Below are 14,677 nucleotides of genomic sequence, written 5' to 3' on the forward strand. Positions count from 1 at the left end.
ATATAATACCCAAACAAGTGATTTTGGAATATAAACAAGACGGGGCGAAATTGTACCAAAACATAGCTAAGCAATCCAGCTATAAATAGCAAATCTGTGCACAAAAAACAGACATTTTTTATGTCCCTATTTATTTAATTTTTTTATTGCATCCCATGCAGCATCCATTTCCTCTAAAGACGCTGACTCAATACATTTACCCTGAGCAATTAAGTAATTTTGCACCTTTTCAAATCGTGCAGAAAACTTATCGTTGGCACTACGAAGCAATTGCTCTGGATCCCGTTTAACATGGCGCGCTACATTCACGGTAGCAAACAACAAATCACCTAGCTCTTCTGCTGTATGCGCTGAGTACGGGTTATGAGCTAAGGCTTCTTTCACCTCCTCAACTTCCTCACTCACTTTATCTATAGCGCCATGATAAGTAGGCCAATCAAAGCCTAAAGCAGCTACACGTTGTTGAATTTTTTTAGCTTTTGTTAAGCTAGGTAAACTGTTTGGTATATCTTGCCAAAGTGTTGAGCTTTTATCTTGGGGTCTAGTAGCACGCTCTTGTGCTTTTATTGCTTGCCATTGCGCAGCTAATTCGGCATCAGTTGTGGGTGTGTCTTGCGATGAAAATACATGCGGATGACGGCGCACTAGCTTCTCATTTAACGTGTTTACCACATCGTTAAAATCAAATAATTGCTGCTCTTGCGCTAGTTGCGCATAAAACACGATTTGAAATAACAGATCACCTAGTTCACCTTTCAGTTCACTTAAATCGTCGCGCTCAATACAATCAGCCACTTCATAGGCTTCTTCAAGAGTGTGAGGTACGATTGACGCAAACGTTTGCTTGAGATCCCAAGGGCATCCGCCCTCAGGGTTTCTCAGTGTTTGCATTATTTCCAGCAGTTGGCTTAAAGCCTCATTGTTAGCCTGATTACTGCCCTCGTTTTGCACTGTGTACCCCTTCGATCTGATGTAGCTTAGACAGCACTTTATTAGTGCCCTGTAAGTCATGCACTTCAATTTGCATCACAAAAATAGCAGTTTGAGTGCTATCAACCGTGTTTACGTTCATATTGAGCACATTAACTTTTTCATTGGCAAGTGCAGAACTGATGTCACGAATTAAGCCAGAACGATCACTGGCTTCAATACGAATAGTTAAGGCGTAAGAGCTACTAATATCATCTGACCAACTCACTGAAATAACACGCTCAGGGTGCTTGTTTTTTAAATTACTAAACGAATCACAATCCTCTCGGTGCACCGCAATACCGCGTCCTTGAGTAATATAACCAATGATTTCATCACCAGGTACTGGGCGACAACAACGAGCAACATGGCTCATTAAACTGCCGACCCCATCCACTACAATACCGTTTTTATCACCAGTCACTTTACTAGGCGATTTGAAACGAATTACCGGCTCATGCTCTGTTCTGTCAGTAATAAAGTTAAGCATTTGGTTAAGACGAATATCGCCTGCGCCAATAGCGACCATTAAGTCATCAAGTTCTCTAAAATTAAAACGCTTTATAGCGGGGTCTAAATCTTTATAAGTTAGCTCTAATTTTTGTAACTCACTATCAAGAATCTCTTTACCCGCACTTAAATTTTTATCGCGGTCGAGCTGTTTAAACCAATGGTGAATTTTGGCTCTAGCGCGAGACGATTTAATGTAACCTAACGATGGATTTAACCAATCACGGCTTGGGTTTGGCTGCTTTTGGGTTAGTATTTCAACTTGGTCACCAGTGCTTAACTGATGAGTAAATGGCACTATTTTGCCAAATATTTTTGCACCAATACATCGATGCCCTACATTGGAGTGAATGTAGTAAGCAAAATCAAGAGGTGTTGCTCCCAGTGGTAAGTCAAAAATATCGCCTCGAGGGGTAAACACATAGACGCGGTCTTCAACCACTTGGTTTTTAAGCTCTTGTGCTAAGTCGCTGCCATCGACCACTTCTTCTTGCCATTGCAGTAACTTACGCAACCAGCTAATTTTTTGCTCATAGCCTGAACCACGCCCTGGTAATGCGCCTTCTTTGTACATCCAATGCGCGGCGACACCCAGCTCTGCATCTTGATGCATGTCGTGCGTTCGTATTTGAATTTCAACGGTTTTACCCTCAGGACCAAACACAACCGTATGAATAGATTGATAGCCATTTTGTTTTGGAGTCGCAACGTAATCGTCAAACTCTTTATTTAAATGACGCCAATTAGTGTGCACTATACCTAGAGCACCGTAGCAGTCTTGTAATCGTTCAACCACAATTCGCATGGCGCGTATATCAAATAGCTGATCAAACTCGTAGTTCTTTTTCGCCATTTTTTTGTAAATGCTGTAGATATGTTTTGGCCTGCCGTACACCTCAGCTTTAATACCCGCTTCATGGAGGCGTTGTTTGACCTGTTCAACCATATCAACCATATACGCTTCACGGGCAAGGCGCTTATCATCGAGTTGCTTAGCAATATTTTTATAAATATCGGGGTGCAAATAACGAAAAGCTAAATCCTCAAGCTCCCATTTTAATTGACCAATACCAAGACGATTCGCAAGTGGTGCAAATATATCAGCGGTCTCTTTGGCGGCAACTACTCGCTCTTCTTCTGCGGCATCTTTGACGTTGCGTAAATGGCAAACCTGTTCGGCTAATTTAATCACCACAGCGCGCACATCTTCCACCATAGCAAGCAGCATCCGGCGAATATTATCGACTTGCACAGTGCCGTTGCCTTGATGAGCTAAGGTACTTATGGTCGCCATTTGTGACACACCTGTAAGCAGTACTGCAACATGGTTGCCTAAATGCTCTTCTACCGCATCAATGCTCACTACATCATTTAAATAATAAGGGGTTAAATAAGCAGTGGCTAAAGAGTCAGCATCTAAATTTAGCTCAACTAAAATCTCTACCATTTCTATAGCGGTATTTTGTCGCTCGCTGTTATCGCACGTTTGGCAAAGCTGCTGCGCTTTGTTGAGTAAGCTAATTTTTTCCTGAGACAAATCAAGAGATTCTACGCGCGAAAAAAAGTCACCCGCTTTGTCATGTTGATGAGATTGACGTGTCGCTACCATAATGCGCTTTACCTCCGTTGAAATAACGCCATAGTTTCGATATGCCCCGTGTGAGGAAACATATTCATTAGCCCTATTTTATTCAGCTCAAAACCGGCTTGCGAAATAATAGCGCTGTCACGGGCTAAAGTAACAGGGTCGCAAGAAACGTATAAAATCGCTTTAAACTGCGTTAATGGAAGCTGCTCTAAAACTGCCATCGCACCAGTGCGTGAAGGGTCAAGCACTAAAACATCTAATTCTTTATTAAACCACGGCGCTTTTTTAATGCTCGTGGTTAAATCAAAACAATGAAACTGGGTATTAGTAATAGAGTTAGTGTGCGCATTTTGTGTTGCTAATGCAACCGCCGAAGTCACGCCCTCAATTCCTGTTACTGTTTTAGCTTGTTTGGCTAGCACTAAAGAGAAGTTACCAATACCACAAAATAAATCCAGAACATTTTCATCACCTTGAAGTGCTAACCAGTTTGCAGCTTGAAGCAGCATCGCTTGATTTACACTCGCGTTAACCTGAATAAAGTTACTGAGCCCAAATTCAAACGTTATATTTAACTGCTCAAGTTTATAAAATGGCATAGCTAACTGCGAATGATCAATAGTATCACTGTCACTTTGCCACACTAATTGCCAATTATGAGCTATTACACTTTGCTCAACAAACGCCTTATCATGGGGTGAAATCGCTTTGGTATGGCGGATAACAATAAAATATTGTTCATCAGCGGCACATAACTGTAAATGACTAATACTATGCAGCGTCTTGTTTTGATTAATGACTTTATCAAATACATTAAATACATCGGCAAATACATCACTTAAAACTGGGCACTGATTAATACTAACAATACTTTTAGAAGCATTTGCTCTGTAGCCTACCCGCATTTTTTTTGCAGCCTTGTCGAACATAACAGCAATCCGAGCACTGCGTCGATAATGAGTTGCTTGGCTTAGCAGCGGAGCTTGCCAGTTTAAATCGGTTAATTTTGCAAACTTGGCAAATAATTGATTCACCGCTGCTTGCTTTTCAATTACCTGCTGTGTGGCATCTAAATGCTGTAGCTGGCAACCTCCACACTGGCTGTAATGCTCGCAAATAGGAACTGTGCGATATTCACTGGCTTTAATTATTTTAAGCGTATCAGCTTGGCTGTAACGTGCTTTATCATCAACTAACTTAGCTTTTACTCGCTCCCCAGGTAATGCTCCACTAACAAAACACACTTTATTATTGTACTTAGCAATACCACGGCCATGGTGATCCATTGCTGTAATATCGAGTTCAAGCGATTGCTGTTGTAGTGGTTTTTTCTTTGCTTTAAATATTTGTGCCATGAGGCATTACCTTAAAGGTTGATGAATTACGTCTCTACTTTGAGAATAGCTATGAGTATGTATATACTCACATTTAATAAAAATGATAATAATGCTCAGATTATGACCAAACTAGGCTTGCGCGATTCTGTTTTAACACTCACCCTGATCCCCACAGTGATCATTGGGCTATTACTAGGTGGTTATTTTACAATAAATCGTTACATTGAGCTTGATGAAATTTTATATCAACAAGGCACAACAATTTCTGAGCCTTTAGCGATTGCTCTTGAACAACCTTTACTGGAAAAAAATAAAAAACTACTTAACCGTGTTATTCGTTATACACATAACAAACACTCACCAGCAGTCAAATCAATTGCTATTTTTAATGATAACAACCAACTTATTATAACCAGTAATTATCATCGCTCGTTCGATACCTTAATTGAGCAAACGCAAATTGACAGTTTTAAAGCCACACATGTTCAGCAAACTGAAGAGTTAGTGACTTTTTTTACCCCTATCATTAACCATACAACACCCAATAGCGACTGGAATACTTCTGAGTTTCAGACCACATTAGGTACCGTGGTGATCCAACTTAATCGCGACAAAGCTGTTATTGGCCAGCAACGCGCATTATTAGTCAGCGGTATTATTATTATTCTCGCCTTAGTATTAGCTGCTATTTTAGCACTAAAACTTAGCCGTATGTTTATGACACCGCTAAATAAGTTAGTACTTGCTACCGACAGGTTAATTGAAGGTAAAAGACAAACAGGCTTAACTGAGCCCATGAATGGTGAGTTTGAACTATTGCGTGAAGGACTCAATACCATATCCCACTCTATGGTGATGCAAAAAGACGAAATGCAAAAAAATATTGATCAAGCAACTAGTGATTACCGCGAAACGCTTGAGCAATACGAAACACAAAATATACAGCTCACTATGGCTAAAAAAGAAGCCCAAGATGCTAACCGCGTTAAGTCTGACTTTTTAGCAAAAATGAGTCATGAATTACGCACACCACTTAATGGGGTTATTGGCTTTACTCGCCAGCTTTATAAAACACCGCTAAATAAAAACCAAAAAGATTACCTTGATACCATTGAGCTTTCAGCAAACAGCTTACTGACCATTATTAGCGATATATTGGACTTCTCCAAATTAGAAGCGGGTGCTATGGAGCTAGAGTCAATTCAATTTCAATTACGCGATAGCGTAAACGAAGTGATGACATTACTGGCACCTAGCGCTCACGACAAACAACTTGAGCTTTCTATTTATATAAATCCTCAGGTGCCCGATCACTTAACCGGCGACCCCACTCGATTTAAACAAGTGCTTATTAACTTGTTAAGTAACGCGATAAAATTTACTGAAAAAGGCGCTATTAAAGTCGATATTAGCCATCGTTTATTAGATGAGGAGCAAACTTCCATTTTAGTGTCGGTTGCTGACACCGGGGTGGGTATTCCTGCCGATAAACAAGACGCGTTATTTACCGCCTTTGGCCAAGCCGACTCTAGTATTACCCGTAAATTTGGTGGCACTGGCTTAGGGCTTATTATTACTAAACATATTGTTGAAGCAATGAATGGCCGTATTACTTTAAATTCAGCTCCAGGCAGTGGCACATGCTTTACCTTTAATGGCGTATTTAGATTACCAAATCATGTATTTATCAACGATTTGCCTACCCAATCATTAATTGGTAAACGTGTGCTTTACCTAGAGCCACATAAGCATACTCATCATGCCGTTGTTTCATTATTACAAGAGTGGAAAATTAGCGTCACTCGATGTCATAGCGAAAGTGAATTTTTAGAGTGTATCGAGAAATCAGAGATTAATTTTGATATATGCCTTATTGGTCACATGGCATCGGTTGATGATATGCAGCGCTTAAAAAGCTATGTAAAAGCGGTTAGAGAATCAACCGATTATTTATATTTAATGCTTAATACTGTATCGCACAATATGCGTGAAGCTTTTATAGGCAGCGGTGCAGATGCCTGTTTAAGTAAACCGCTCAACCATCGTAAATTATGTGAGTTATTAGCCGCACCCTATCGACTTGATCACCCGGCGCATAACATAGATCAGCATGAACAAACTCTACTGCCATTAAAAGTATTAGTGGTAGATGATAACGACGCTAATTTAAAATTAATATACACCCTACTAAACGAACAGGTGGAATTGATTGATACTGCCCATAATGGTTCACAAGCTTATAGCCTAAGTAAAAGTCATAAATATGATGTGATTTTTATGGATATTCAAATGCCGATAATGGATGGCATTACAGCCTGTAAACTCATTAAAGAGTCATCTTTAAATGAAGATACACCTATTATTGCCGTAACTGCGCATGCACTCAATAGTGAAAAAGAACAATTATTAAAAGATGGTTTTGAAGGCTATTTAACCAAGCCAATTGACGAAGATATGCTCAATCAAGTTATTTGCGATCATAGCCCGCAATTACCTGTAAGCCGTGATAAGTCAAAAAACACATTTGAACATAGCACAGCGCCTTTTAATAGCACTCGGCTTGATTGGGCGTTGGCGCTGCAACGTGCTGGCGGTAAACCTGAATTAGCCAATGAAATGCTCAACATGCTGTTATTAAGCGTGCCCGAAACCCTAAACTTATTAAATCAAGCAATAGTCAGCAATGACTGCCCTCAAGTACTCAGCGTGATCCATAAATTTCATGGAGCGTGTTGCTATACTGGTGTACCAAAATTAAAAACATTGGCGGAAACGATCGAAACGTCACTAAAAAATGAGTGCGTACTTGATAATATAGAGCCCGAACTGTTTGAACTTCAAGACGAGCTGGAAAACTTACTTGTTGATGCCAACATTGATAACAACAATAAAAAAGACGAGCTGTAGCTCGTCTTGTCTATTGTTATTTACAATTCTAAGCGCGGGCTTCAAGCATTAAGCGTTTCATATCACGCACCGCTTTATCTAAACCATCAATCGCTGCACGGGCAATAATAGCGTGACCAATATTAAGCTCGTAAATCTCTGGCATCGCTGCAATTGGCTTCACGTTGTGATAATGCAAACCATGGCCGGCATTAACAATTAAGCCAATACTCGCTGCATACTTAACGCCTTGGCGGATGTGTTCAAGCTCTTTTGCTGTATCTTCATCGTTGGTGGCATCGGCATAGGCTCCGGTATGAATTTCAACATAAGGCGCACCACAGGCTTTTGCCGCGTCTAACTGCGCTTTATCGGCATCTATAAACAGTGACACTTTAATACCGGCTTGCGTTAAAGTTTTAGTCGCTGCGGCGATTTTATCAATATTACCCGCTACATCTAAGCCGCCTTCGGTAGTAAGCTCTTCACGTTTTTCAGGTACTAAGCAAACATATTCAGGTTTAACCTCAAGTGCAATCGCAATCATTTCATCGGTTACTGCGGTTTCAAGGTTCATACGTGTTTGAATGGTTTTAGCCATCACATACACATCGCGGTCTTGAATGTGTCTGCGGTCTTCGCGTAAATGAATCGTAATGCCATCAGCACCGGCATGCTCTGCAACACTGGCTGCATGGGCTGGATCAGGGTAAGAAGTACCTCGAGCTTGGCGAAGCGTTGCAATATGATCTACATTCACGCCTAAAAGAATATCTTTCATGTTTGTACCTGTGAAATTTGTTTATTGAGAGCTAATAAATAACTCACGACTTTTTAATGGCTTATTGCCCAATAATGGCTTTAGTAAATAACGACTTAATTGCTTTGCCATATATAACACATCCGCTTGGCTAAAGTCATGATTTGCTATGGCATTAAGTTGTGAACCGGTAAATCCAGAACGCGTGTCATATTGCACCGAAAACCCTACTTCTGCAAAATAGCTATACGTTTGTGCCTCGTCAATTGGCTCACCGTCAGCGTCAAAACTAAAATCGACTCCATATCCTAGCAGCTCTAACAATTGAAATTCATAAGAGCGCAGTACCGCTTGCATGTCAGTACCGCTATTAAGGTTTTCTAGGTGTGTTTTATAAAGTTGAAAAACTTGATCAATGGGCTCATTAATCGGCACAATGCGATTAGTTAGCTCATTTAAATAAAAGCCACAATAAAGCTTATCACCAGTTAGAAATAACGGGTTGCCGTAGAGCTCAAATTTATTAATATATTTTAAATCGTATTTGCCGTTGTAATGGACGAGTAAGGATTGAAATGGTTGCAATTGGGCTTTGTGTTTAGTGGCCTGGCGGCCACTAACTCGTGCGAGCATTCTAAGCTGGCCAACGCCTTCTACCAGCATATCTAACATTACTTGCGAGTCACTGTAGGGACGTCGATGTAATAAATAGGCTTTGTAAAAGTCGCTGTCCATATTAGGCTATTCGATACTTATTAATCTTCACCGTAGCCTAAGCTTCTTAAGGCACGTTCATCGTCAGCCCAGCCCGATTTTACTTTAACCCATAGTTCTAAAAATACTTTATTTTCAAGCATTTCTTCTAGGTCTTTACGCGCTTCACGGCCGATCACTTTTAGCTTTTCGCCTTTGTTACCGATAACCATACGTTTTTGCGTTTCACGCTCAACCAAAATAAGGCCATTGATGTGCCAAACGCCGTTTTCTTGCCATTTAAACTGCTCTATTTCCACAGTCACTGAATAAGGTAGTTCCTCACCCATAAAGCGCATAAGCTTTTCACGGATCACTTCAGCAGCCATAAAGCGCATTGAGCGGTCGGTAACGTAGTCATCCGGAAAATAAAATTCGCACGGCGGTAAACGTTTAGTCACTTCTTCTTTGATCAGGTTAATGTTTTTACCCTGAGTCGCAGAGACAGGCATAATGCCTATAAAGTCAAACTTATCGCCTAAGAATTTCATGTGTGGCAGTACAAGATCGCGATCTTTCACTTGGTCAATTTTGTTAATAACTAACAATACCGGCTTGCCACTTTGGCTCACTTTGTTTAGTACCATCTCGTCATCGGCATTCCAATGGGTGCCTTCAACAACAAAAATAATCAGTTCAACATCGCCAATTGAGCTCGACGCTGCGCGGTTCATTAAACGGTTAATGGCGCGCTTTTCTTCAACATGCAGACCTGGGGTATCTACGTACACCGCTTGGTGTTTACCCTCGGTATGAATACCCATAATACGATGGCGCGTGGTTTGTGGCTTACGTGAGGTAATACTGACTTTTTGCTCAATAATCTCATTAAGCAAGGTTGATTTACCCACATTAGGACGGCCAACAATCGCAACCATGCCACAAAATGTGTCTATTTCGCCTTCATGAGGCTGTATTAAGGTATCAAGATTCATTTTTAAGTATCTTCAATGCTTTTTCGGCCGCTTTTTGTTCGGCTTTACGCCTTGAGCTGCCAACAGAAATAATGCTATCCATTCCATCAACGATACATTCAACCGTGAATGTTTGATTGTGTGCCTGACCTTTAGTGTCTACTACAGTATAGCCAGGTAATGATAGCTTACGAGCTTGCAAATACTCTTGCAGCAGGGTCTTAGGATCTTTTTGGTTAAGCCCTGGTGAAATAGCATCTAAACGTGATTCATACCACGCTAAAATAAGCTCGCCGCAACGATCAATGTCTGAATCTAAAAATACAGCGCCAATTATAGCTTCCACTGCATCTGCTAGGGTCGACTCGCGTCTAAACCCGCCACTTTTTAGCTCGCCAGGGCCTAAACGCAGGTAATCACCTAGCTCAAACTCAAGGCCAAATTCAGCTAACGTCTGGCCGCGAACTAAAGTCGAACGCATGCGGCTTAAATCGCCTTCACGTGCTTTAGGAAATTTAGCGTACAAGGCATTGGCAATTACAAAGCTCAAAATCGAGTCGCCCAAAAATTCGAGTCGCTCGTTGTGTTGACCTTTGTGGCTGCGGTGCGTCATTGCTTGCTCAAGTAGGCCTTGATCAGCAAATGTGTAGCCAATTCTTTTGTATAACTCTGTTACATTTTTTTTCATTGTTACTGAATATTACCTAGGCGTTCAAAACGAACACCAGTTGGAACCCATCCTGGTAAAATGTCATCTGGGCCATTATCAAATTCAAAACTCATCCATATAAAGACAGCTTTACCCACCAAGTTTTCTTTTGGTACAAAGCCCCAAAAGCGACTATCTTGGCTGTTATCGCGATTGTCACCCATCATAAAGTAATGATCAGCAGGCACCACCCATTCATCTGCAGGAGTGCCCAATTGCTGGTAGTAACGCCCTTTACGTTCAGGCGATTTTGGGTTGATTAAAATATCATGGCTAGAGGTCGTTAAATCTTCATTTAAACGCGCTAAAGCCATTGGGCCTTGCATAAATTCATCATCATTAATTAATTTAAAATCAATTTTATTGAATTCGTTGCAAAGAAGCGCGCCTTTTTGAACTTCGCCTTCTTCACATTTTGGTTGAATATATAAACGCTTATCGCGATAAACAATTTTATCGCCAGGTAAGCCTATAGCGCGTTTAATATAATCAACTCTTTCATCTAATGGGTATTTAAAAACAACAATATCGCCACGCTCTGGTTCGCTCACATCCACTAACTGGCTACGCCATACTGGGTCTTTAATTCCATAAGAATACTTTTGCACTAAAATAAAATCGCCTACTAATAAGGTTGGCATCATCGAACCCGATGGGATCTGAAACGGCTCAAAAATAAACGATCTAAAAATAGTGATAGCAGCAATCATCGGAAAAATCGACTTTGCTGTTTCAGTAATGACTGGCTCAGGCGCAATCAATGCTGCGGTTTCTTCATCAAGTTGGCCACCGGCAGAAGTCTGTGCAAGTGCCAAACGTTCTTGCCTTTTAGGGGCAAACATTAAGTGATCTATTAACCATATTAGGCCTGAGCCTAAGGTTAATAACACCAATAAAACTGAAAAGTAGCCAGCCATTTATTATCCCTTTATTTTTTATTTACCAACTTTTAAAATGGCTAAGAACGCTTCTTGAGGCACTTCAACGTTACCAAGTTGCTTCATTCGCTTTTTACCATCTTTTTGTTTTTGAAGTAATTTTTTCTTACGACTCACGTCACCACCGTAACACTTCGCGATTACGTTTTTACGAAGCTGTTTCACTGTTGTGCGCGCGATTACATGCTGACCAATTGCTGCTTGAATCGCAATATCAAACATTTGACGTGGTATAAGCTCTTTTAGCGCATCAGCAAGCTGACGACCACGAGACTGCGCGCTATCGCGGTGTACAATAATAGCAAGAGCATCAACACGCTCGCTATTGATGAGTATATCTACACGAACCATGTCTGAGGTTTGGAAGTGCTTAAAGTTATAATCAAGCGACGCAAAGCCACGACTGGTTGATTTTAACTTATCAAAGAAGTCCATTACCACTTCAGCCATTGGCAGTTCGTACGTTACTGCAACTTGCTTACCATGGTAGCTCATTTTAGTTTGCATACCGCGCTTATCAACACATAAAGTGATTACGCTACCTAAGTACTCTTGCGGTACTAAAATGTTTGCTTCTACTACTGGCTCACGTATTTCTAAAATATCGTTTACAGCTGGTAGGTCCGACGGGTTATCTATTTGTGTAGTGCCCTCTTTAGTCACTACCTCATAAATAACCGTTGGTGCTGTGGTGATTAAATCAATGTCGTATTCACGCTCTAAACGCTCTTGAATAATTTCCATGTGCAGCATACCTAAGAAGCCACAACGGAAACCAAACCCTAACGCGGTTGAGTTTTCTGGTTCAAAGAATAACGACGCATCGTTTAAGCTTAGTTTATTAAGTGCATCGCGGAATGACTCGTAATCATCCGACGCAATTGGGAACATACCAGCATAAACTTGTGGTTTAATTTTTTGAAAACCTGGTAAGCGCTCTGGTGCCGCATTTTTTTGATGAGTAATGGTATCGCCCACCGGTGCACCGTGTATTTCTTTAATACCTGCAATAACAAACCCTACTTCACCGGTACGTAAAATACCGGTGTTAGTTTGTTTAGGCGTAAAAATCCCCACATGATCTGCGGTATGTACGTTCTCGTTTGACATGATTTTAATTTTGTCGCCCGCGCGAAGTTCGCCATGTTTGATACGCACTAGCGATACAACGCCTTGGTACGGGTCAAACCAAGAATCGATAATTAGCGCTTGTAATGGCTCGTCTTTTTCACCAACGGGTGGCGGTACATCTTTAACGATCATTTCAAGTACTTCGGCAATACCCACACCTGTTTTAGCACTACATTGCACGGCATCAAGGGCATCAATACCAATGATGTCTTCAATTTCTTCGGCTACACGTAATGGGTCAGCTTGCGGTAAATCAATTTTATTTAGAACCGGTATAACTTCTAAGTCCATTTCGATGGCGGTATAACAGTTAGCTAATGTTTGTGCTTCAACACCTTGGCCAGCATCAACAACCAATAATGCGCCTTCACACGCAGCTAGTGAGCGTGATACTTCATAAGTAAAGTCAACATGACCAGGAGTGTCGATAAAGTTGAGCTGGTAGGTTTCACCATCGTTTGCCTTGTAGTTTAACGTTACACTTTGCGCCTTGATGGTAATGCCACGTTCACGTTCAATATCCATTGAATCCAGAACCTGCTTCTGCATTTCACGGTCGGTTAAACCACCACAAACTTGGATCAAACGGTCAGAAAGGGTCGATTTACCATGGTCAATGTGGGCGATGATCGAAAAATTACGGATATGCTTCATAAACTGGATTCTAAACTTCTATTTTAAGGACTAAGGTCGCATGCCTAAATAACTTGAAAATACTTGCTGTGCATTTTCAAGTTACTGTGGCATAAAAACGCAATTTTACATTTAATTGGCGTCAATCACCATCTATTTGAGTTAAAGGAAGGCTAATTGGATGAATTTTTATCACTTTAATCTCATGTCTAAGTGATTTCACCCATGTTTTAGCAATTAAGAAGCCGGTGATGCCACCTAATATCGCAGCTAAAATTTGCCAGCCTTCGGCTAATTGTATTAATTCACTAGCTAATAAGGCGAATATTAAACTTAAAAATAAGGGCAGCATGTAAACGGCAAAGGCATGTTTTACAACATGGCTATCATCCAGTGACAAGGTCACTTTTTGCCCCACCTCTAATTGCGTTTCAAATTTGTAGGGCAAGGTTTTTTTGGCAGTACCAAATAACTTACTAAACACTTGAGAGCCACAACGTCCATTACAGCCTTCACATGCCTGTTTTTGTTGGGCTTCTAAATGCGCAACGTGGCCACTAAGGGCCACGACGGTTAACGTTTGTTCTATCATTTATAACGCCCGTGAAACAGACTCAGCAATCGCTTTGGCGCTCATGGTTGGTATATTCCCCACCACAGACACATCAAAATTTCCGCCGTTGTGCACATAAATAGTGGTGGCTCCTGAGGTCAGAGCTCCGCTTAAACGCTTACCTGGTAGTGGCCGTTGTATAAATACTGAGACCTCAACAAATCCATCAGAGAATAAATAGTAATCTGTTAATTCATTGTTTAAGTCGAGCTTATGTCTATCGGACTTGAGTAATTCAAACCCTTCAGGTAGCCATCCAATAGTCCAATTCATAGCATTTGCTTTGCTTTGTTCATCAATTGAATTAGCGGGTAATGGTGTTGGAAAATTACGATTAAGTACTTCTAATAATAAGCTTGCCGGTTGCTCAGTTACGCTAATGTGGGTAAGTTGTAATTGCTCTAGCGCTTCGCCTTGGTGATTCACATAGGCGGCTTTCAACAATAAAGACGACTCAGTATCAATCCAAATCCAATAGTTATATTTGTCATCGTTTTTAGATTCAATTCGAACCAGCTGAGCAGGACGCCCCGCAATACGGCCTTTACCACCAAGCACAAAATCATAATGCGCACTTAAGCGGTTAATATCTTTAAATAAGACTTCTGGGATGGGGCCTGCAATCGAGTCAGTTGTTAACGAGTAAGGTTCTGATTGTGGCTCAAAGTAGGTAACTTGATCGTCAATGCGGATCATTTCAAGGCCTGCACCATTAAGCAAACTTAAATGCTCTAGCTCTATATCACCTTGTTTAGCATGCACCCAGCGGTAGGGCTCCATACTTTTACCCTTAACAACAACAAAAGAGGCGTCGAAATTACGAGTGTGAACTGCACTGGCCATTTCAAGCAGTAAATCTTTAGCAGGGTTTGTGTCATTGGCAAAAGTATTAAAACTCAGCACCAATGACATAATAAAAGTAATTACTTTCATCTA

General features: G+C 40.9%; 12 protein-coding genes. 1 reads left to right on the forward strand and 11 read right to left on the reverse strand.

Annotation, left to right across the window (positions count from 1 at the left end; translation table 11 throughout):
• Positions 1-126 precede the first annotated feature (126 nt).
• From mazG to rlmD, 3 genes are read right to left on the reverse strand one after another with little or no spacing between them, the layout of a single operon-like run.
• Entirely contained in the window at positions 127-951 is an 825-nt protein-coding gene (mazG, locus tag P3J6_RS16500; RefSeq protein ID WP_198523566.1) for a nucleoside triphosphate pyrophosphohydrolase, read from the reverse strand.
• On the reverse strand, positions 932-3,088 hold the full coding sequence (gene relA, locus P3J6_RS16505; protein ID WP_138608148.1) for a GTP diphosphokinase: 2,157 nt from the start codon (positions 3,086-3,088) through the stop codon (positions 932-934). The genes mazG and relA overlap by 20 nt, the downstream gene beginning before the upstream one ends.
• An 8-nt stretch (positions 3,089-3,096) precedes the next feature.
• Positions 3,097-4,422: a 23S rRNA (uracil(1939)-C(5))-methyltransferase RlmD gene (gene rlmD / locus P3J6_RS16510; protein WP_198523567.1), complete on the reverse strand. Its 1,326-nt coding sequence runs from the start codon at positions 4,420-4,422 to the stop codon at positions 3,097-3,099.
• 102 nt (positions 4,423-4,524) lie between these two features.
• On the opposite strand from rlmD, the gene barA reads away from it, so the two are divergent.
• Entirely contained in the window at positions 4,525-7,311 is a 2,787-nt protein-coding gene (barA, locus tag P3J6_RS16515) for a two-component sensor histidine kinase BarA (RefSeq protein WP_171039633.1), read from the forward strand.
• 28 nt (positions 7,312-7,339) lie between these two features.
• Here the strand turns inward: barA and pdxJ are convergent, their stop codons facing one another.
• The 8 genes from pdxJ to P3J6_RS16555 form a co-directional block, all read right to left on the reverse strand.
• Complete coding sequence (pdxJ, locus tag P3J6_RS16520; protein ID WP_010387803.1) at positions 7,340-8,071, reverse strand: pyridoxine 5'-phosphate synthase; 732 nt, start codon at positions 8,069-8,071, stop codon at positions 7,340-7,342.
• A 21-nt stretch (positions 8,072-8,092) separates the two neighbouring features.
• Positions 8,093-8,785: a DNA repair protein RecO gene (recO, locus tag P3J6_RS16525; RefSeq protein ID WP_198523568.1), complete on the reverse strand. Its 693-nt coding sequence runs from the start codon at positions 8,783-8,785 to the stop codon at positions 8,093-8,095.
• A 20-nt stretch (positions 8,786-8,805) separates the two neighbouring features.
• Positions 8,806-9,738 (reverse strand): GTPase Era, encoded by a 933-nt coding sequence (era, locus tag P3J6_RS16530; protein ID WP_138596050.1) that lies wholly within the window; start codon positions 9,736-9,738, stop codon positions 8,806-8,808.
• Complete coding sequence (gene rnc, locus P3J6_RS16535; protein ID WP_008466504.1) at positions 9,728-10,405, reverse strand: ribonuclease III; 678 nt, start codon at positions 10,403-10,405, stop codon at positions 9,728-9,730. Before rnc ends, era begins: the two co-directional genes overlap by 11 nt.
• 2 nt (positions 10,406-10,407) lie before the next feature.
• Entirely contained in the window at positions 10,408-11,343 is a 936-nt protein-coding gene (lepB, locus tag P3J6_RS16540; RefSeq protein WP_138608155.1) for a signal peptidase I, read from the reverse strand.
• Between the two features lie 18 nt (positions 11,344-11,361).
• A complete protein-coding gene (gene lepA / locus P3J6_RS16545; protein WP_138608157.1) occupies positions 11,362-13,149 on the reverse strand; it encodes a translation elongation factor 4 in 1,788 nt (595 codons plus the stop codon).
• Between the two features lie 121 nt (positions 13,150-13,270).
• Complete coding sequence (locus P3J6_RS16550) at positions 13,271-13,720, reverse strand: SoxR reducing system RseC family protein (protein WP_138608159.1); 450 nt, start codon at positions 13,718-13,720, stop codon at positions 13,271-13,273.
• Entirely contained in the window at positions 13,721-14,674 is a 954-nt protein-coding gene (locus P3J6_RS16555) for a MucB/RseB C-terminal domain-containing protein (protein WP_138608161.1), read from the reverse strand. It lies immediately after the preceding gene.
• Positions 14,675-14,677: the final 3 nt, after the last annotated feature.

This window comes from Pseudoalteromonas sp. 3J6, from assembly GCF_903995135.1.
Classification (GTDB): Bacteria; Pseudomonadota; Gammaproteobacteria; order Enterobacterales; family Alteromonadaceae; genus Pseudoalteromonas.

Bases quoted from the DNA above. Each gene is read 5' to 3' on its own strand.
- relA (WP_138608148.1), bottom strand. From the start codon at position 3,088: ATGGTAGCGACACGTCAATCTCATCAACATGACAAAGCGGGTGACTTT.
- rlmD (WP_198523567.1), bottom strand. From the start codon at position 4,422: ATGGCACAAATATTTAAAGCAAAGAAAAAACCACTACAACAGCAATCG.
- barA (WP_171039633.1), top strand. From the start codon at position 4,525: ATGACCAAACTAGGCTTGCGCGATTCTGTTTTAACACTCACCCTGATC.
- pdxJ (WP_010387803.1), bottom strand. From the start codon at position 8,071: ATGAAAGATATTCTTTTAGGCGTGAATGTAGATCATATTGCAACGCTT.
- recO (WP_198523568.1), bottom strand. From the start codon at position 8,785: ATGGACAGCGACTTTTACAAAGCCTATTTATTACATCGACGTCCCTAC.
- era (WP_138596050.1), bottom strand. From the start codon at position 9,738: ATGAATCTTGATACCTTAATACAGCCTCATGAAGGCGAAATAGACACA.
- rnc (WP_008466504.1), bottom strand. From the start codon at position 10,405: ATGAAAAAAAATGTAACAGAGTTATACAAAAGAATTGGCTACACATTT.
- lepB (WP_138608155.1), bottom strand. From the start codon at position 11,343: ATGGCTGGCTACTTTTCAGTTTTATTGGTGTTATTAACCTTAGGCTCA.
- lepA (WP_138608157.1), bottom strand. From the start codon at position 13,149: ATGAAGCATATCCGTAATTTTTCGATCATCGCCCACATTGACCATGGT.
- P3J6_RS16550 (WP_138608159.1), bottom strand. From the start codon at position 13,720: ATGATAGAACAAACGTTAACCGTCGTGGCCCTTAGTGGCCACGTTGCG.
- P3J6_RS16555 (WP_138608161.1), bottom strand. From the start codon at position 14,674: ATGAAAGTAATTACTTTTATTATGTCATTGGTGCTGAGTTTTAATACT.